This window comes from Caulobacter segnis (assembly GCF_023935105.1).
Classification (GTDB): Bacteria; Pseudomonadota; Alphaproteobacteria; order Caulobacterales; family Caulobacteraceae; genus Caulobacter; species Caulobacter segnis_B.
Genome location: NZ_CP096040.1, coordinates 2,002,153 through 2,020,223, shown reverse-complemented (window position 1 = coordinate 2,020,223; position 18,071 = coordinate 2,002,153). Strand labels below are relative to the sequence as shown.

Here is an 18,071-nt window from a genome sequence, read left to right as displayed (position 1 = left end):
ACAGGCCGCTCGAACGGCCCGACGTTTCCCCGCGAGTCTCGTCACCTTGCCGGTGATCGATAGCGCGACTGGTAGCGGTATCCGGGAGCCTGGCCGAGCGCAAGAACGCCGCGCTGCGCAAGCGTCGCCAAAACCTGGATGAAACGCGCCCTGCCGCGTTGCACCGCGGCGAACGGGGGCGTAAAGACCGCCGCAATCCTGAAACGGTCCCTTCGTCGGACCAAGTCAACACAGGGGAGTCCTGCAAGATGTCGCTTGAGTCCGCCGCCCTGCGGCGCATCGCACCGTCGGCCACCATCGCCATCAGCGCCAAGGCGCGCGCGCTGAAAGCCGCCGGTCGTGACGTGATCGCCCTTTCCGCGGGTGAACCGGACTTCGACACGCCGGACAATATCAAGAACGCCGCGATCGAGGCGATCAAGGCGGGCAAGACCAAGTACACCGATCCCGACGGCATGCCCGAGCTGAAGGCGGCCATCTGCGCCAAGTTCAAGCGCGAGAACGGCCTGGAATACAAGCCGAGCCAGGTCCACGTCGCCCCGGGCGGCAAGCCGGTGATCTACAACGCCCTGGTCGCCACCCTGAACCCGGGCGACGAAGTGATCATCCCCGCGCCGTACTGGGTGTCGTATCCCGACATGACCCTGCTGGCCGGCGGCACGCCCGTCTCGGTCGAGACCACGGCCGAAAGCGGCTTCAAGATCACCCCGGAAGCGCTGGAAGCGGCGATCACGCCGAAGACCAAGTGGCTGATCATCAACAGCCCCTCGAACCCGTCGGGCGGCGCCTATACCCGCGCCGAACTGCAGGCCCTGGCCGACGTGCTGCTGCGCCATCCGCAGGTCTGGGTGCTGACCGACGACATGTACGAGCACCTGGTGTTCGACGACTTCGAGTTCACCACCATCGCCCAGGTCGAGCCCAAGCTCTACGACCGCACCCTGACGATGAACGGCGTCTCGAAGGGCTATTCGATGACCGGCTGGCGCATCGGCTACGCCGCGGGTCCCGAGGCGCTGATCAAGGCCATGGGCAAGATGATCAGCCAGACGACGTCGAACCCCTGCTCGATCTCGCAGTGGGCCGCGCTGGAAGCGCTGAACGGCACGCAGGACTTCATCAAGCCGAACGCCAAGCTGTTCCAGGAACGCCGCGACCTGGTCGTGTCGATGCTGAACCAGGCCACCGGCCTGCACTGCCCGACCCCGGAAGGCGCCTTCTACGTCTACCCCTCGTGCGCCGGCCTGATCGGCAAGACCGCGCCCTCGGGCAAGGTCATCGAGAGCGACGAGGACTTCGCCGGCGAACTGCTGGAAGCCGAGGGCGTGGCGGTGGTGCACGGCGCGGCCTTCGGCCTGTCGCCGTTCTTCCGCATCAGCTACGCCACCAGCAACGACGTGCTGGAAGACGCTTGCGCCCGCATCCAGCGCTTCTGCGCCAGCGTGAAGTAGGCGGCCTCAAGCCTCTGAATAGAAAAGGCCCGGGGTGACCCGGGCCTTTTTTGTTATCTCAGCCGTCGATCCAGTCGGTCAGCCCCTCGCGGGCATGGACCTCGCGCAGCGCCGGCCGCTGACGGACGCGGTCCAGATAGCGTTTCAGGTTCGGCCAAGCGGTCGCGGGCCTCGGCATGTTGCGGCTCCAGCGGCACAGGATGCTCGCCAGCAGGTCGACCGTCGTGAAGCGGTCACCGACGAGGTAGTCGCGATCCGCCAGGCGAGCGTCCAGCCGCGCCAGCCCAGCCTCTATCCGCTCGCGGGCGGCCTGCTTCACCGCGTCCTGCGCCTGCCCGCCCGCCGGTTCATGGGGATAGAACCAGGCCCGGAAGTGCGGCTGGAAGCTGTTGGCCAGCCAGAGGGTCCAGCTCAGATAGTCGGCCCGCTCCGGCGATCCCAGTGGCGGCGCGAAGCCCGCCTCGGGGTGACGCTCCGCCAGCAGCGTGGCGATGCCGGCCATCTGGGTGATCGGCGCGCCGTCGACGATCAGGGTCGGCACCACGCCGTCGGGGTTCAGCGCCAGGTATTCCGGCGTCTTGTGCTCGCCCTTGTCGAAATCCAGCAGCTTCAGGTCGAAGGGGACGCCCAGCTCCAAGAGCATCCAGTGGATGGCCGTGCCGGCCGTGCTGGGCGAACCGTAGAGCGTGTACATGCAAGACCCCTCCGCGTTGATGGCGCGGATAGGCGGCTGCTTCTGGCGAGGGGTCAAGCGCGCGCGAAGAAGGCCCCCGCCCTTGCGGACGGAGGCCTTCGAAATCGCCGGTCGATAGGCTCAGTGCTTCTCGCGCCACTGGGCCTTGGCGTCGTCCTTGGTGACGCTGAGGTGGACCTTGTCGTCGTCGATGTACTCCACCCACGACAGCGGGATCAGGTGGTGCTTGAAGCCAGAGCCCAGGTCCAGCTTGGCCAGCTCGATCTCGCCGCCGGCGATGTGGTCGACGCGGCCGACATGGCCGCCGTCCGAACCGACGACTTCGTGGTGTTCCTTGATCTGCGAGAGGTCGATCATCCGTCATCTCCAGTGTGAGAGCGGGACCATGGCGGTCCCTCGCGACAACAAACGGCTGCGCTTGCTGCCAAGTTTCGGCTTGCGTTTGTGAGAACATTGTTCTTGATATGTTCACAACCTTCGGAAGACTGACATGCTGACCCTTTTCCACGCGCCCCGCTCGCGTTCGACCCGCTTTCTGTGGCTGCTGGAGGAGCTGGGAGCGGAATATGAGATCAAGACGGTCGACATCTACCGCAGCTTCGGGAACACCGGCGCGCGGGACCCTGCCAATCCGCATCCGCACGGCCAGGTGCCAGCCCTGCTGGACGACGGCGTGCTGATCACCGAATCCGCCGCCATCGCCCTCTATCTGACGGACAAGTTTCCCGCCGCCGTGATCGGACCCGTGGTCGGCGACCCTCTGCGCGGCCCCTATCTGTCGTGGCTCGCCTACTATGCCGGCGTCCTGGAGCCGTCGGTCGTCAATCTATGGAAGCAGCGCCAGGACGAAGAAGACAAGAAGACCTACCAGCTGTTGGACGACCGTCTTCGCACCACGCTGGAGAAGACGCCCTGGCTGCTGGGCGACACCTTCTCGGCCGCCGACATCCTGTTTATTAGCCTGTTGCAATTCGCTCGCCAGATGATGCCGCCGCACGCGGTCTATGACGACTGGCTGGCGCGCGCCAACACCCGCCCGGCCCTGGCGCGGGCTCTCGCCAAGGATGACGCATGAGCTTCCGCCGCGCCTGGCCGGCACTGGCCGTTGGGCTGGTCCTGGCTTCGCCCGCCCTGGCCGATCCCGCAATCGGCAAGCGGGTCGACGCTGTCTTCGCCGATGACGCGGTGACCCTGACCGAGGCCGGCAAGACCGTGCTGGTCTATCGGACCAAGCCGCTGGACCCGGCGGCCGAACCGGGGCGCGCCAACTATGTCGGGGCGCTCTACGCCCCGGACGGGACGGCCCTGACCGAGGACCGGCCTGGCGACCACCCGCATCAGCGCGGCGTCTGGTGGGCGTGGATGAAGGTGCAGTCGGGCGGCAAGACCGTCGCCGACGGCTGGTACATGAAGGGCCTCAGCTATTTCGTCCGCGAGAAGCGCTTCCTGGGCGACGCCGAGGGCGGCGGGACCCTGACGGTCGATGTCGACTGGATGGTCAATTCCGGACCCGAACTGGTCTATGTCGCCACAGAGACCACCAAGGTGACGGTGCGGCCGCTAAAGGCCGGCGCGCGGCGGGTGGAGTTCGACACCACGATCACCTCGCGCCTCGACGCCCTGGGGCTGGGCGGCAGCGAGGACGACCGGGGCTTCGGCGGCTTCTCGATCCGTCTGGTGGATCCCGAGCACCTGACCTTTTCCTCGGGCGGCAAGACGATCACGCCGAACGGCGCAGCGATCACGGCGGGATCGTCGATGGGCTTCGCCTGGACCGGCGGCGAGACCTCGCCCGCCTGGACGGTCGGCCTGGCCTGCAAGGCGAACGGCCAGACGATCACGCGCTGGATGCTGTATAGTGACCGCTCGATGCAGAACTGCGTCTTCCCCGGCCGCGCGCCGCTGGTCCTGAAGAAGGGCGAGGCGCTACGGCTGCAGGAAACCGTGGTCATCCGCCCCGTCTCGAGGAAGAAGCCCTAGATCCATGGCCGACATCGTCAATCTGAACCAGGCCCGCAAGGCCAAGGCCAAGGCCGACGACAAGGCCCGCACCGCCGAGAACCGCGCCAAGTTCGGCCGTTCCAAGGTCGAGAAGACCCTGGAGGCCGCGCGCGCCGACAAGCTGAAGCGCGACCTCGACGGCGCCAAGCGCGAGGATTGAGTCCAGATGGACGTCAAATGGCTGGCCAGATGGCCGGATTGAAGAAGCGGTCGGTCAACCTGGCCGGCCACGCGACGTCGCTGGCCCTGGAGCCGGAGTTCTGGGCGGTGCTGGAACGCGCGGCTGCCGGCGAGGCGATCAGCCTCGCCGGCCTGATCCAGAGGATCGACCTGGAGCGCGGGGAGCGTCCGTTGGCCTCGGCTTGTCGGGTGTTCGCCCTGGCGCGGACGGCGGGCTGACGACCGCTCCTATCGCTGCTGGGCTTCCACCGCCGGCCGACGCTGCGTCGGGATCGGCATCGGCTGGGGATTGGGCGCCTTGCGCAGGGCCGGGGGGATGTCGGTGATGCTCCGGCGCAAATCGACCTTGTCGCCGGCCATCACGCCCAGCCGCCAAGCGCCCCACACCGCCGCGGCGAGCAGCGCCACGACCAGCACGGCCGCCCAGACGCCGCCGGCGTCATATCGCGCGGCGGGACGGGCGCCGTGAGCGAGGGTTCTGGCCATGGTTAGCCGCCCGGCGCCTTGGGCGCGTCAGGCAGCTTCGGCGCGTCCGGCAGCTTCGGGGCCGAGGCCGAGATGTTCACGTCGACCTGCTTCTTGTGGGTGAACCCACCGGACATCATGAAGAAGGCGAGCACGGCGACTATGACGACGAGCCCGCCCACGATGAACGCCAAGCCACTGTTGCCCCCGCCGCTGTTGCTGGTTCCTTCGGCCATGAGAGTCTCCGCGTTGTCCGGCTCGCTTTCGAGCGGCTTCGTTGCTGTTGGCGGATCAACGGTACGCGACGCTGGAGGTTCCGCTTGTGGCCGGTTGGGGCTTAAGCCCGGCGCGCTTTGTGCTACATATGTTCCATGTATCCCGATGACGACTCGGCCTTTCCGGGCGACCTCCCCTCTCCCCGCATCTCCGACCTCGCCCGCGCCCGGCCGCCGGCTGGCCCGATGGGCGCGCCCGACTATCTGGACGGCCTGAACCCCGAACAGCGCGAGGCGGTCGAGACGACCGAGGGGCCGCTTCTGGTCCTGGCCGGGGCCGGCACCGGCAAGACGCGCGTGTTGACCACCCGCCTGGCCCACATTCTGGCGACGGGCCGCGCCCGGCCATGGGAGCTGCTGGCCGTCACCTTCACCAACAAGGCCGCGCGCGAGATGCGCGAGCGGATCACCCACATCATCGGTCCGGAAGCCGAGGGCCTGCGCTGGCTGGGCACCTTTCACTCGGTGGCCGCCCAGATCCTGCGCCGCCATGCCGAGCTTGTGGGCCTGAAGTCGAACTATACGATCATCGACACCGACGATAACGAGCGGCTGCTGAAGCAGCTGATCGAGGCCGAGAACATCGACGCCAAGCGCTGGACCCCGCGGATCCTGTCGCAGATCATCGACGGCTGGAAGAACCGCGGCTGGACGCCCGACCGCGTCCCGGCCAGCGAGGCCGGAGAGTTCGCCAACGGCAAGGGGATCAGCCTCTATCGCCAGTACCAGGAGCGCCTGCGCATCCTGAACGCCTGCGACTTCGGCGACCTGCTGCTGCACAACATCAGCCTGTTCACCGGCCATCCCGACGTGCTGGACGAGTTCCAGCGCCGCTTCAAATACGTGATGGTCGACGAGTACCAGGACACCAACGTCGCCCAGTACCTGTGGCTGCGCCTCTTGGCCCAAGGCCGGCAGAACGTCTGCTGCGTGGGCGACGACGACCAGTCGATCTACGGCTGGCGCGGGGCCGAGGTCGACAACATCCTGCGCTTCGAACGCGACTTCCCCGGCGCCAAGGTCGTGCGGCTGGAACGCAACTACCGCTCGACCGAGCATATCCTGGCCGCCGCCTCGGGCCTGATCACCACCAACAAGGGACGCTTGGGCAAGACCCTGTGGACCGAGGCCAAGGGCGGCGAGAAGGTCAAGGTTTCGGGCGTCTGGGACGGCGAGGCCGAGAGCCGCCTGATCGCCGACGAGATCGAGCGGGCCAAGAAGGCCGGCCGCAAGTACAGCCAGATGGCCATCCTGGTCCGCGCCAGCTTCCAGATGCGGGCCTTCGAAGAACGGTTCGTGCTGCTGCAGATCCCCTACAAGGTGGTCGGCGGCCCGCGCTTCTTCGAGCGCGCCGAGATCCGAGACGCCCACGCCTATCTGCGCCTGATCCAGTCGCCCGACGACGACCTGGCCTTCGAACGCATCGTCAACACCCCCAAGCGCGGCATCGGCGACACCTCGGTGCAGAAGCTGCTGCAGATCGCCCGGCTGAACGGAATCTCGACCGTCGAGGCGGCGCGCCAGATCATCGGCAGCGACGACCTGCCAGCCCGCACGCGGACGGCGCTCAGCAACTTCATCCGCGACCTGGACCGCTGGCGCTCGCTGATCGGCGCGACGCATCACCAGCGCCTGCTGGAGACGGTGCTGGAGGAGAGCGGCTATACCGACGCCCTGCGCCTGGACAAAGGCCCGACCAGCCAGACGCGGCTGGAGAACCTGAAGGAACTGGTCCAGTCGATGGGCGCCTTCGACACGTTGGAGGCCTATCTGGAGCACGTGTCGCTGGTCATGGACCTGGACCGCGAGGCCACCGGCGACGCCGTCTGGATCATGACCCTGCACTCGGCCAAGGGCCTGGAGTTTCCGCTGGTCTTCCTGCCCGGCTGGGAGGAAGGCGTGTTCCCCAGCCAGCGCAGCATGGACGACAAGGGCGAGAAGGGTCTCGAGGAAGAGCGCCGCCTGGCCTATGTCGGCATCACCCGCGCCCGGGAAGAGGCCCGCATCAGCTTCGTGGCCAACCGCCAAGTGTACGGGCGATGGACGTCGCAGCTGCCCAGCCGCTTCGTCGACGAACTGCCGATCGCGCACGTCGATGCGGCGTCGGAGACGGGCTACTACGGCGGCGGCCCCGGCATGCAGTCGACGGCCGCCTCGCGCTGGGACGATCCGGGCACGTCGGCTTTCCAGGCCGGCAGCAGCTATGACAGCCCCGGCTGGAAGCGGGCCCAGGAACGCACGTCTGGCTTTTCCGAACGCGGGTCCTCGTGGCGCGGCGCCCAGGGCGTGCGCGGCGGCTCGGCCGCCCGCTCGGCCCCGATCGAGGGCGAAGGCCGTCTGGTCGCCGTCTCGGCCCCGACCAACAGCGCCTATTCGCGCGGCGACCGCGTGTTCCACGTCAAGTTCGGCTACGGCAAGGTCACCGGCATCGAAGGCAACAAACTGACCGTCGCCTTCGACAAGGCCGGCGACAAGAAGGTCATCGACAGCTTCGTCGAGAAGGCCTGAGACGCTTTTCAAGCACCTCCCCTTCTCCAGCTCAGTCCTCGATCGCCCCGACGCCCCGCCGCTCCAGCTCGGCCAGGCCGTCTCGCATGGCCTTGAGCTGTTCGGCCGTGTGGCCCCGCCAGCGCACCACCTCGCCAAGGATCCGCAGCGGCGCGCGCGAGCGATAGGAGCGGGTCGGATTGCCCGGGAACTTCTGGTCGGTCAGGTTCGGATCGTCCTCCAGCGGCCCGGTCGGTTCGACGACATAGATCCGGCCGGGTCCCTCCCCGACCGCCAGTTCCGCGCCCCAGACGGCGGCGTCCAGGGTGGCGGTCAGATAGACGAACGCGGCTTCCCTGCGCTGCCCATAGTTGGAGGCGAAGCCGGGCCCGATCAGGTCGTCCTCCTTCAGGTCGGCCTTGGCGCCATGGAAGAACGACGGGGCGAATGGCGTGGCGGTCATCGATCGATAGCCCTTGCGTGGCGGGGATCCCAGTCCCCTGCGAAGGCGCTACACCCTGCGCATAATTCGCCGATCGCCAATTCTTGAATTCAGGTTTTTCGGCCCCAGATCCCCTTCAGGCGGTTCTCACGCGCCGCGCCGCTCCGTCCTCCAGGTCTCCGCCGCGCCGACCAGCACCAGCGCCAGGGTTGAAAGCGCCGACAGCGTCAACGGACTGACGTGTCCTGCTGCCGCGATCAGGGCGCCCAGGAACGCCAGCCCGGCCAGCCGCGTCACCGACCAGCGCCGGAACACCGCCAGCTTGAAGATCAGCAGGCCGAACAGGAACAGCGCCGGCCCGCCGATCACGGCGGCGGCGGTCTTGAAGTCCGTATGGCCCGCTGGATGGTGGATCACCCACTCGTCACCGACCGCGGCCACGATGATCCCGGCCACCGGCAACAGGTGACTATAGGTATAGGCCACGCGGGCGATGGCGCCGGGATTGTCGGACCGAGCAATGGCCTCGCTGGCCGCCTCGGCGGTGGAAGAGAAGTAGATCCACCACATGGCGATGCTGCAGATGAGCGCACTGGCGAAGGCGGCGATGACCTCGGCGGTCCACGGCAGGCCCACGACAGTCGCGCCGGTGACGATGATCGACTCGCCCAGGGCGATGATCGTGAACAGCGCGCAGCGCTCGGCCAGGTGGCCGCCCTCGACGCTCCAGTCGGCGGCGTTCGAACGGCCCAGGCCAGGTGTCCAGAAGCCCATCGCCGGGGACGCGTACTCGATGGCCATGGCGACGCCCCAGACCAGCAGCCGCACCTCGCCGTGCTGGAAGGCGCCCGCGATCCAGAACACGGCCGCAAAGCTCAACCAGGCCACGATCCGCGAGAAGTTCAGGCGGTGAGCGGGCTCGCGCCAGACGCCGACCAAGAAGAACAGGCTGCGGCCCACTTGGATGAAGACATAGGCGCAGGCGAATACCAGACCGCGCGCGCCGAAAGCCTCCGGGATCGCCGCGGCCAGCACCAGGGCCGCGGCCATCATCACGAACAGCATGATCCGCACGGGCGCTCGCTCGGGATCCATCCAGTTGGTGAACCACGCCGTGAACACCCAGGCCCACCAGACGGCCAGCAGCAGCAGCCCCGTATGCAATAGGCCAAGGCCGGTCGGATGGGCGATCAGGCTGTGCGACAGCTGCGTGACCGCGAACACGAAGACCAGGTCGAAGAACAGCTCCACGTAGGTGACGCGGGCATGTTCATGCGCGTGGCGCTCGCGCAGCAGCGGCTTAGGCTTGCTCATGGCGGCAACCTAGAGCCGCCAGGGCGAGTCTCGCGAGGTGTTTCGCGCCCGTCGAACCAATTGCCGTCTTTGCGCGCTATGGCGACATGGACCAGCGGCTCGAACAATTCCTGCGCACCTTAAAGACCTTCGCGGTCACCCGCCCCGTGGCCTATGGCGCGCCGATTTGCGCCGTCGTGGGCCTGATGGCCGGGCTGGCCATGCGCCCGGGCCCGCAGCTCGAGCCGTACAATCCGGAGATGGAGCCGACGCGCGTCGCCCAGCAGGACCAAGTCGAGCCGATCGCCTGGCCGGCCGGCAAGGTCCCAGACTATGTGGTCGGCACCGACTTCCTGGAGGCGACGCGACCGCCGCCCGTCCAGATGGTCTCGTATGAGCCCGACTATGCGCCGCCACCGGCGCCCGACGTGCCGTCCTATGTTCCCGGCGACCATGGCCCGGCGACGCCGCCCCCACCGGCGGACGCGCCGCACTGGGCGTCCCAGAGCGGCGACATCCTCGACGTGTCCCTGCCCGAGGATCGCCCCGCCCGACCGATCCCGACGGTGCTGGCCGACGCGGCGGCCACCGGCATGACCACGCGCTGAAGGCTCGCTTTTTTGGCCCTTTGCCGCTAACGGAGCGGCATGACCGACTATACGCCCCAGCAGATCGTCGCCCGCGGCGCGCGCGCCGACGCCGAGACCGCCGCCGACGCCATCGACAACCATCCGGGCCTCGAAGGCGCGACCTACTCGATCCTGGAAGAGGACGAGGACAAGAACGTCTGGCGCATCGACGCCTTCCCCACCACCCAGGCGGAAGACGACGGCCTGATGGGCCTGCTGGGCGAATACGACCTGAAGGTCACGCGCGACACCCTGGCCGACGCCGACTGGCTGGCCATGGCGTTGTCCGGCCTGCCGCCGGTGCGCGCTGGCCGCTTCTTCGTCTATGGCATGCATGATCGCGGCCGCCTGCCGGCCAGCACCGTCAACCTGCGCATCGAGGCCGGCGCGGCGTTCGGCACGGGCCACCATGGCACCACCGTCGGCTGCCTCCAGGCCTATGACCGCCTGCTGAAGGCCCGCAAGTTCAACAAGGTTCTGGATGTCGGCGCCGGCACGGGCCTACTGGCCATCGCCGCCGCCCGAACCGGGACGAAGCTGGCCGTCGGCACCGACATCGACAAGCCGTCCGTGCGGATCGCCAAGGAAAACGCCCAGGTCAACAAGGCCAACGCCCGCTTCGTCCACGCCTCGGGCCTGTCCAACAAGCTGGTCGCCCAGAACGCGCCCTACGACCTGGTGTTCGCCAACATCCTGGCCCGGCCGCTGGTCAGCCTGGTCCAGGACATCAAGCACGCCCTGGTCCCCGGCGGTACGGTCATCCTGTCGGGCCTGCTGCGCACCCAGGAACGCATGGTCAAGGCCGCCTATCTGTCGCGCGGCTTCAAGGTCGTCACGCGCATCCACCGCGACGCCTGGGCGACGCTGGTCCTGCAACGGCCTTAGGCGGCACGTCGCACCTTCCATCGCGGCGCATGGGAGCCTAAATCGGTCCTCATGCGCCAGACCTTCGATGAATCCACCGACCCGTCGTTCGGGCCCAAGCACGTTCCGCTGATCCGCGCCGCCATGGCCGCGCAAGGCCTGGACGGCTTCCTCGTGCCGCACGAGGACGAGCACCAGAACGAGTACCTGCCCGCCGCCAACGACCGCCTGGCCTGGGCCAGCGGCTTCACCGGTTCGGCCGGCGCGGGCGTGATCCTCAAGGACCGCGCCGCCGTGTTCGTCGACGGTCGCTACACGCTGCAGGTCCGCGAGCAGGTCGACCAGGGGGTGTTCGAAATCCGCGACCTCGTCGAGGGCGGCGTCCCTGCCTATTTGGAAACCGCCGAAAAGGGCGCGGTGATCGGCTACGACGCCCGCCTGCACAGCCCCGCCGCCCTGGACGGGCTGAAGGCCGCCGCTCACCGCGCCGGCGCGGTGCTCAAGCCCGTGGCCGCCAACCCGGTCGACCAGGCCTGGGGCGAGGCGCGCCCCGCCCAGCCCATGGCCCCGATCGTCCCACACCACGTCGAATACGCGGGTGAGGAATCGAGCTCCAAGCGCGCGCGCGTCGGCGCCTCGGTCGCGGCGTTCGGCGCGGACGCCACGGTGATCACCGCCCCGGCCTCGATCGCCTGGCTGTTCAACATCCGCGGCGGCGACGTGATCCGCTCGCCCCTGCCGCTGTCGCAGGCCATCCTAAACGCCGACGGCACGGCCCGCCTGTTCATCGAACCGGCCAAGGTCACGACGGATCTTCCCGCCTGGCTGGGCAACCAAGTCTCCCTGGAAACCCCGGACAAGCTGGCCGAGGCGCTGGGCGACCTGTCGGGCAAGAGCGTCGTGGTCGACCCGACCCAATCCTCGGCCTGGTACTTCGACATGCTGGCCGCCGCCGGCGCCAAGGTGGTGCGGGCCATGGACCCCTGCACCCTGCCGCGCGCCTGCAAGAACGACATCGAGCTGGATGGCACGCGCGAGGCGCACCGCCGCGACGGGGCGGCCCTGACCCGCTTCCTGCACTGGCTGGCCACCGAGGGTCAGGTCAATCCGCCGGACGAGAAGGAAGCCGTCGCCAAGCTGGAGGCTTTCCGCGAGGCCACGGGTGTCCTGAAGGACCTCAGCTTCGACACCATCGGCGCGGCCAACGGCCACGGCGCCCTGCCCCACTACCGTCCCACCGAGCGCAGCAACGAACGCGCCGCCATGGGTTCGCTGCTGCTGGTCGACAGCGGCGGCCAGTATCTGGACGGCACCACAGACGTCACCCGCACGGTGGCCATCGGCCAGCCCAGCGCCGAGATGGTCCAGCGCAACACCCTGGTCCTCAAGGGTCACCTGGCCATCGCCCGCCTGCGCTTCCCGCCCGGCACCACCGGCTCGGCCATCGACGCCCTGGCGCGGATGGCGCTTTGGTCGCACGGCCTGGACTACGATCACGGCACGGGTCACGGCGTCGGCGTCTATCTGGGCGTTCACGAGGGTCCGCAGCGGATCTCCAAGGCCCCGAACACCATCGCCCTGCAGCCCGGCATGATCGTCTCGAACGAGCCCGGCTACTACAAGGACGGCGAATACGGCATCCGGATCGAGAACCTGGAAGTCGTCATGCCCGCCGAGCCGGTCGGCGACGGCGATCGCCCGATGCACCGCTTCGAGGCCCTGACCCTGGCGCCGATCGACCGCCGGGTGATCGACAAGAGCCTGCTGACGCCCGAGGAGGTCGCCCAGTTCGACGCCTACCACGCCCGCGTGCTGGCCGAGATCGGGCCGCGCGTCGAGCCGGAGGTGCGGGCCTGGATGGAAGAGGCCTGCGCGCCGCTTTAGGCGTTCTCGGCCGCCTCGGCCCGGCGGCGGGGACGGGTCCAGGCCCGGGCCAGGGCGTGGTAGAGAGGCGTCGGCGCGATCGCTTCCGAGCAGCGTCGCGCCACCAGGGCGCACGTGAGCAAGGGTCCGACCAGGGAGGGATCGCGGGTCATCTCCATCAAGATGACCGCGCTGGTCAGCGGTGCCTGTACGACGCCGGTCAGGTAGCCGGCCATGCCCAGCGTCACCGCGTCCCGGCCCACCGACCAGGGCGCGACGTGTGAGAACAGCGCGCCCAGCCCGGCCCCGGTCGCCAGCGACGGAGCGAAGATACGGCCGGGCGCGCCGCTGGCGGCGGCGGCCAGGGTGGCGAGCCATTTGCCACCGGCCAAATCCAGCCCCGAGGCGAACCGACCGAACAGCAGCGATCGCGCCCGCTCGTAGCCCGCGCCGTATGTCGCGCCGCCGCTGATCACGGCCGCCAGGGCCGCCGTCACACCGCACAGCGCCGCGAACACGATGGGCCGCCGCGCTCGCCAGCGCCGGATTGGGTTGTCGCCAACCAGTATCGCCGTCAGGCATCTGGAGAACAGGCCTCCGGCCACGCCGGTGACGACGCCCAGGATCGGCGCGCTGATCCAGGCGTTCCAGCCGGCGGAACCCGACATGTCGCCGAAATAGGCGTAGTTTCCGCCGATCGCGTACGCGGCGACGCCCGCCGAAATCACCGCCAGAATCACCACGGTGTTGGCCCGCTTGTCGAAGCCGCGCGCCAATTCCTCGACCGCGAACACGATGCCGGCGATCGGCGTGTTGAAGGCCGCCGCCACGCCCGCCGCGCCGCCCGCGACCAACAGCGTCCGACGGTCCGGCCCGCCCCGCAGCCACCCCGTCAGAAACACCATGACCGCCGCGACCACCTGCACCGTCGGTCCCTCGCGACCGATCGAGCCGCCACAGGCCAGCAGCAGGCAGGCCAGCGCCACCTTGACGAGGACGGTGCGCATCGAGACCCGATCGTCATGCACCTTGGCGCCCGACGCATCCCGTCCTCGGCCGACGTCGCCCGCCGCGATCACCTGGGGGATGCCGCTGCCGGCCGCCGCCGGCGCCAGGCGCCGGGTCAGCCAGACGCACAGCGGCATGCCGACCACCAGCAGCAGCGGCCCCATCCAAGGGCTGGCCGCCGCCCAGCGCTGATGCAGCGCCATGGCCCCGTCGCAGAGCCGCGCGAAGCCCACCGCCGCCGCGCCGGCCGCGACCGCCGCGGCGATCACCGCGCCGGTGCGCAGGGACCGACGGGCTCTCAGTCGAACCAACTTGCGCTGGCGGACCAGCGTCTCGACAGGCGAAAGGGTCATGATCGCTCAATTACATCGTGATACGATGTTTCTGCTAGAACGCTCGCCCGCTCGCGTCAATCGAGGCGGCGCGCGGCATGCGCTGACGTGATACGGAACCGGTCATGGCCGAGTTGAAAACCGCCCCCGCCGAACAGGATCTAGGCCCCGAGGACTATCAGGCCCTGGGCGCCTTCCGCAGGGCGATCCGCGAATTCCTGGCGTTCAGCGAGGCCGGCGCGCGCGACCTCGGCCTGACGACGCAGCAACACCAGGCCCTGCTGGCCGTGAAATGCCATCCCGGGCCAGAGCCCATGTCGATTGGCGAACTCGCCGACAGCCTGTTGATCAAGAACCACAGCGCCGTCGGCCTGGTGGAGCGACTGGTGGAGCGCGATCTGGTGTCGCGCCGTCCTTTCGCGGCGGATCGTCGGCGCGTGGCTATCAGCTTACGCCCGCGCGGCGAGGCGGTGATCGCCGCGATCTCACGCCGCAATCTGGCGCAACTGAGCCAAGCCGCCGACATCATGACCGGTCTGGTCGAGACCGCGCGCCGGATCGGACCGGCGCGCGATTGAGATCTACCGCAACCGCGTCCACTTCTGCGTCTTGCACAGCGGCGCGACGATGCAGCCCTTCAGCTTCAGCTCGTTGTCGCTGAGCAGTTCGACCGTGCCCGAATAGGTGCCGCCGTCGTCGGGGTTGTAGACCTTGCCGCCGGTCCACTTGGTCGGGCCGCCGGTGAAATCGTACAGCATCTGCAGGTTCTTCAGGGTCCGGCCGCGCTGGGCCTTGTCCTTGTTCTTCTCGTCCTTCTGCGCGGGATTGGCGCGGATGTGATCCGAGCTCACCAGCTTGCCGCACAGACTGTTGCCGCAGTGGGTGATCTCGACCTGGCCGCCATTGGTGGGCGTCTGCCACAGGCCGGCGACGTCGGCGGCGAAGGCCGAGCCCGAGACGAATGTCAGGGCGGCGGCGATCAAGGCGGTGCGAAGCATGTATGTCTCCCTAGTGCGCGTTTCCAACGCGCGTTTTACGTCCCTCGTTGCGCGATCGCTCCAGTCAGGACAAGGCCGAAGGCGAAAACGAGGCGGGATTTCGGATTGCGGCGAAGCGTCTCAGCGGGCGAAGGCCGGTCGGCGATAGCGCGGAGCCCCCTTGGGCGGCGTGTAGCCGTCGGGCGTCAGCCGCCCCACGGCGATGCCGAGACTGCCCGGAAGGTCGCGCACGTGCGTGACGGCGTTCAGCGACGCCGCCGCCAGCGCTACCCGGCCGCAGGCATAGGCGTCGGCCGCCGCATCGTGGTGGGCGAAGTCGACGCCCAGGTGTCCGCAGACCACGTTCAGCTTGTGCGACGGCAGCTCCGGCCACACGCCGCGCGCCACCTGCACCGTGCAGAAATAGTCGAAGCCTGGCGGACGTACATCGTAGTGCTCGCAGGTGCGGCGGATCACGCTGATGTCGAACGAGGCGTTGTGAGCCAGGACCAGCGCCCCCTCCAACTCTGGCCGCAGCCGCTCCAGCACGTCCGGCCACTCGTCGGCGTCCTCGACATGTTCCGGCCGGATGCCGTGGAAGGCCATGTTGAACGACGCGAAACGGTTGCCGGGCGGGCGGATGTAGTGGTGCTCGATCCGCGCCACCTCTCCGTCCTCAATCCAGGCCAGACCGATCGAGCACGGGCTGGCGCGCTGCTCGTTGGCCGTCTCGAAGTCCAGAGCGATGACTCTCACGGCGCCACCATCGCCAGCCACTCGTCCTCGGTCATCACCTGGACGCCCAGCTCGGTGGCGGTCTTCAGCTTGGAGCCCGCCCCGGGGCCGGCGACGACCAGGTCGGTCTTCTTGGACACCGACGAGGCGACCTTCGCGCCCAGGCTTTCGGCCTGAGCCTTGGCCTCGTCGCGGGTCATCTTCTCCAAGGCGCCGGTGAAGACGATGGTCTTGCCGGCCACGGCCGTGTCGGTCTTGGGCTTAGCCACCGGCTGGATGTCCAGCTCGGCGACCAGGTTGGCGACCTTCTGGCGGTTGTGCTCCTCCGCGAAGAACCGCGCCAAGGATTGCGCGGCCACGGGCCCGACGCCGTCGACGGCGGCCAGGTGCAGATAGTCGTCGCCCGGCGCGCCCGAGGCGGCCTCGGCCAGGCCTTGGGCGAAGGCCTCCCAAGTCCCGTAACGCTGCGCCAAGGCAGTGCGGGCGGGCTTGGTCAGCTTGGGCACGGCGTGGCCGATCTTGATTTCCAGGTCGGCGGCTTCGGGCCACGGATCGGCGATCAGGCCGCCCTTCCCCGCTTCGATCAGCAGATCCAGCGCCTTGGGGCCGACGCCCTGGGCGGTGGACAGCGCCAGATAGGTCTCGCCCGGCAGACCTTGGGCGGCGGCCTCGGCGGCGGTCTGCAGCTCCTCGAACCGGTCGAAGTGGCGGGCCAGCACGGTCGAGGTCGTCTCGCCGATATCGCGCGCGCCCAGGCCGTAGATCATCCGGTCCATGCCGATCGTGCGGCGCGCCTCGATGCCCTTGACCAGGTTGGCGACCGAGGTCTCGCCATAGCCGTCGCGATCGCGTAGGGCCGCCAGCTTCTCCTCATCCTTGGCCAGCTTGAAGATGTCGGCCGGCTCGGTGATCCAGCCCTCGTCGAAGAAGGCCTGCAGCTGCTTCTCGCCCAGCCCCTCGATGTCGAAGGCGCGGCGGGACACGAAGTGGCGCAGGTGCTCGACCCGCTGGAACGGACAGGCGAACTCGCCGGTGCAGCGGCGCACGACCGATTCCTGGCCCGAGGCCGTGACCTCGCGGGCCAGCGGCGTCTGGAGGGGGCACGGGCAGGCGTGCGGAAATTCGTAGGGCTCGGGCGCGGGATCGGGCCGCGCGTCCAAAGCGACCTCGACGATCTGCGGGATCACGTCGCCGGCCCGCTGGATGACCACGGTGTCGCCGACGCGGACGTCCAGGCGGGCGATCTCGTCACCGTTGTGCAGGGTGGCGTTGGTCACCGAGACGCCGCCGACGGTCACCGGCTTGAGGCGGGCGACGGGCGTGATGGCGCCGGTACGACCTACCTGCAGATCGATGGCCTCCAGGATGGTGCGAGCCCGCTGGGCCGGGAACTTGCGGGCGATCGCCCAGCGCGGCGAGCGCGAGACGAAGCCCAGGCGGCGCTGCTGCTCCAGGTCGTCGACCTTATAGACCACGCCGTCGATGTCGAAGCCCAAGGTCGGCCGCAGGGTCTCGAACTGGGCGTAGACGTCCAGCAGGCCTTGCGCGTTGTCGACCCGCTTGGCCGGTGGGGCCGTGGTCACGAAGCCCCATTCGCGGAGCTTTTCCAGCGCGCCCCACTGGGTGTCGGCGAAAGGTTCCGAGACCAGGCCCCACGCGTAGCCGAAGAAGCGCAGCGGCCGCTGGGCGCTGATCTTCGGATCGATCTGGCGCAGCGACCCGGCGGCGAAGTTGCGGGGGTTGGCGTAGGTGCGCTGGCCCGCCTCCTCGGCGGCTTGGTTGAAGGCGGCGAAGGCGGCCAGCTCGACATAGACCTCGCCCCGCACCTCGATCACGTCGGGCCAGCCTGAACCTTTCAGGCGATGCGGGATGTCGGCGATGGTGCGCAGATTGGCGGTGACGTCCTCGCCCACCCGGCCGTCGCCGCGCGTCGCGCCCTGGACCAGCAGGCCCTTCTCGTAGCGCAGCGAGGCCGACAGGCCATCGATCTTCGGCTCGGCGGTGTAGGCCACGGTGTCGGACGGTGACAGCCGCAGGAACCGCCGGACCCGGGCGTCGAACTCGGTCGCCTCGTCGTTGGAGAAGGCGTTGTCCAGGCTGAGCATCGGCACGCCATGCTCGACGGGCGAAAACTGCTCGGCTCGCGCCGCGCCCACCCGCATGGACGGGGAATTGTCGCGCACCAGGTGCGGGAAGCGGGTCTCGATGTCGAGGTTACGGCGCTTCAGCGCATCGTACTCGGCGTCGCTGATCTTCGGCGCGTCCTGCTGGTGATAGGCGATGTCGTGCGCGGCCAGGGCGTCGGCCAATGCCTCCAGTTCCTCGACGGCCTGGGCTTCGGTGAGGTCGGCGACGGGGATCTGGGACACGGGCGA

At 68.7% G+C, this 18,071-nt stretch carries 20 protein-coding genes; 10 read left to right on the top strand and 10 right to left on the bottom strand.

Annotated features, from left to right (window positions below; all coding sequences use genetic code 11):
- The first annotated feature begins 248 nt into the window (after nucleotides 1–248).
- Nucleotides 249–1,451 carry a pyridoxal phosphate-dependent aminotransferase gene (locus MZV50_RS09865; protein WP_252634335.1) on the top strand — a complete coding sequence of 401 codons (1,203 nt, stop codon included), beginning with the start codon at nucleotides 249–251 and terminating at the stop codon, nucleotides 1,449–1,451.
- A 58-nt stretch (nucleotides 1,452–1,509) separates the two neighbouring features.
- On the opposite strand, the gene MZV50_RS09860 is transcribed toward MZV50_RS09865, so the two are convergent.
- Nucleotides 1,510–2,145, bottom strand: a complete 636-nt coding sequence (locus MZV50_RS09860) for a glutathione S-transferase family protein (protein WP_252634333.1) — start codon at nucleotides 2,143–2,145, stop codon at nucleotides 1,510–1,512.
- A 120-nt stretch (nucleotides 2,146–2,265) separates the two neighbouring features.
- Nucleotides 2,266–2,502, bottom strand: a complete 237-nt coding sequence (locus MZV50_RS09855; protein ID WP_252634332.1) for a DUF2171 domain-containing protein — start codon at nucleotides 2,500–2,502, stop codon at nucleotides 2,266–2,268.
- 133 nt (nucleotides 2,503–2,635) lie between these two features.
- Here MZV50_RS09855 and MZV50_RS09850 point away from each other — a divergent pair, with 133 nt between their 5' ends.
- From MZV50_RS09850 to MZV50_RS09835, 4 genes are read left to right on the top strand one after another with little or no spacing between them, the layout of a single operon-like run.
- On the top strand, nucleotides 2,636–3,220 hold the full coding sequence (locus MZV50_RS09850) for a glutathione S-transferase family protein (RefSeq protein ID WP_252634330.1): 585 nt from the start codon (nucleotides 2,636–2,638) through the stop codon (nucleotides 3,218–3,220).
- Nucleotides 3,217–4,125 carry a DUF6807 family protein gene (locus MZV50_RS09845; RefSeq protein WP_252634328.1) on the top strand — a complete coding sequence of 303 codons (909 nt, stop codon included), beginning with the start codon at nucleotides 3,217–3,219 and terminating at the stop codon, nucleotides 4,123–4,125. Before MZV50_RS09850 ends, MZV50_RS09845 begins: the two co-directional genes overlap by 4 nt.
- Before the next feature lie 4 nt (nucleotides 4,126–4,129).
- Nucleotides 4,130–4,306, top strand: a complete 177-nt coding sequence (locus MZV50_RS09840) for a DUF4169 family protein (RefSeq protein ID WP_252634326.1) — start codon at nucleotides 4,130–4,132, stop codon at nucleotides 4,304–4,306.
- Nucleotides 4,307–4,335: 29 nt separating this feature from the next.
- A complete protein-coding gene (locus MZV50_RS09835; protein WP_252635217.1) occupies nucleotides 4,336–4,545 on the top strand; it encodes a ribbon-helix-helix domain-containing protein in 210 nt (69 codons plus the stop codon).
- Between the two features lie 9 nt (nucleotides 4,546–4,554).
- On the opposite strand, the gene MZV50_RS09830 is transcribed toward MZV50_RS09835, so the two are convergent.
- A complete protein-coding gene (locus MZV50_RS09830; RefSeq protein ID WP_252634324.1) occupies nucleotides 4,555–4,812 on the bottom strand; it encodes a hypothetical protein in 258 nt (85 codons plus the stop codon).
- Between the two features lie 2 nt (nucleotides 4,813–4,814).
- Nucleotides 4,815–5,027: a hypothetical protein gene (locus MZV50_RS09825; RefSeq protein WP_252634322.1), complete on the bottom strand. Its 213-nt coding sequence runs from the start codon at nucleotides 5,025–5,027 to the stop codon at nucleotides 4,815–4,817.
- 135 nt (nucleotides 5,028–5,162) lie between these two features.
- Between MZV50_RS09825 and MZV50_RS09820 the strand changes: the two genes are divergently transcribed.
- Nucleotides 5,163–7,574, top strand: coding sequence for an ATP-dependent helicase (locus tag MZV50_RS09820; RefSeq protein WP_252634320.1), 2,412 nt, complete (start codon nucleotides 5,163–5,165; stop codon nucleotides 7,572–7,574).
- Between the two features lie 31 nt (nucleotides 7,575–7,605).
- On the opposite strand, the gene arr is transcribed toward MZV50_RS09820, so the two are convergent.
- Nucleotides 7,606–8,016 (bottom strand): NAD(+)--rifampin ADP-ribosyltransferase, encoded by a 411-nt coding sequence (gene arr / locus MZV50_RS09815; protein WP_252634318.1) that lies wholly within the window; start codon nucleotides 8,014–8,016, stop codon nucleotides 7,606–7,608.
- 126 nt (nucleotides 8,017–8,142) lie between these two features.
- Nucleotides 8,143–9,309, bottom strand: coding sequence for a low temperature requirement protein A (locus MZV50_RS09810; protein ID WP_252634316.1), 1,167 nt, complete (start codon nucleotides 9,307–9,309; stop codon nucleotides 8,143–8,145).
- An 86-nt stretch (nucleotides 9,310–9,395) separates the two neighbouring features.
- Between MZV50_RS09810 and MZV50_RS09805 the strand changes: the two genes are divergently transcribed.
- Genes MZV50_RS09805 through MZV50_RS09795 form a run of 3 tightly spaced genes read left to right on the top strand, consistent with a single transcriptional unit; the run spans nucleotide 9,396 to nucleotide 12,665 of the window.
- Complete coding sequence (locus tag MZV50_RS09805; protein WP_252634314.1) at nucleotides 9,396–9,896, top strand: hypothetical protein; 501 nt, start codon at nucleotides 9,396–9,398, stop codon at nucleotides 9,894–9,896.
- 39 nt (nucleotides 9,897–9,935) lie between these two features.
- A complete protein-coding gene (locus MZV50_RS09800; RefSeq protein ID WP_252634313.1) occupies nucleotides 9,936–10,802 on the top strand; it encodes a 50S ribosomal protein L11 methyltransferase in 867 nt (288 codons plus the stop codon).
- A 51-nt stretch (nucleotides 10,803–10,853) separates the two neighbouring features.
- Nucleotides 10,854–12,665, top strand: a complete 1,812-nt coding sequence (locus tag MZV50_RS09795; protein WP_252634311.1) for an aminopeptidase P family protein — start codon at nucleotides 10,854–10,856, stop codon at nucleotides 12,663–12,665.
- Here MZV50_RS09795 and MZV50_RS09790 read toward each other — a convergent pair.
- Nucleotides 12,662–14,005 (bottom strand): chloride channel protein, encoded by a 1,344-nt coding sequence (locus MZV50_RS09790; protein ID WP_252634310.1) that lies wholly within the window; start codon nucleotides 14,003–14,005, stop codon nucleotides 12,662–12,664. The two genes, MZV50_RS09795 and MZV50_RS09790, sit on opposite strands and share 4 nt — an antisense overlap.
- Before the next feature lie 104 nt (nucleotides 14,006–14,109).
- Here MZV50_RS09790 and MZV50_RS09785 point away from each other — a divergent pair, with 104 nt between their 5' ends.
- Complete coding sequence (locus MZV50_RS09785) at nucleotides 14,110–14,562, top strand: MarR family winged helix-turn-helix transcriptional regulator (protein ID WP_252634308.1); 453 nt, start codon at nucleotides 14,110–14,112, stop codon at nucleotides 14,560–14,562.
- A gap of 3 nt (nucleotides 14,563–14,565) precedes the next feature.
- Here the strand turns inward: MZV50_RS09785 and MZV50_RS09780 are convergent, their stop codons facing one another.
- From MZV50_RS09780 to ligA, 3 genes are all read right to left on the bottom strand, one after another.
- The gene (locus MZV50_RS09780) at nucleotides 14,566–14,982 is read right to left on the bottom strand and encodes a DUF2147 domain-containing protein (RefSeq protein ID WP_252634306.1); all 417 of its coding nucleotides are present in this window, start codon (nucleotides 14,980–14,982) and stop codon (nucleotides 14,566–14,568) included.
- 120 nt (nucleotides 14,983–15,102) lie between these two features.
- Complete coding sequence (locus MZV50_RS09775; RefSeq protein WP_436792215.1) at nucleotides 15,103–15,738, bottom strand: 3'-5' exonuclease; 636 nt, start codon at nucleotides 15,736–15,738, stop codon at nucleotides 15,103–15,105.
- Nucleotides 15,714–18,065: an NAD-dependent DNA ligase LigA gene (gene ligA, locus MZV50_RS09770; RefSeq protein WP_252634303.1), complete on the bottom strand. Its 2,352-nt coding sequence runs from the start codon at nucleotides 18,063–18,065 to the stop codon at nucleotides 15,714–15,716. The genes MZV50_RS09775 and ligA overlap by 25 nt, the downstream gene beginning before the upstream one ends.
- Nucleotides 18,066–18,071: the final 6 nt, after the last annotated feature.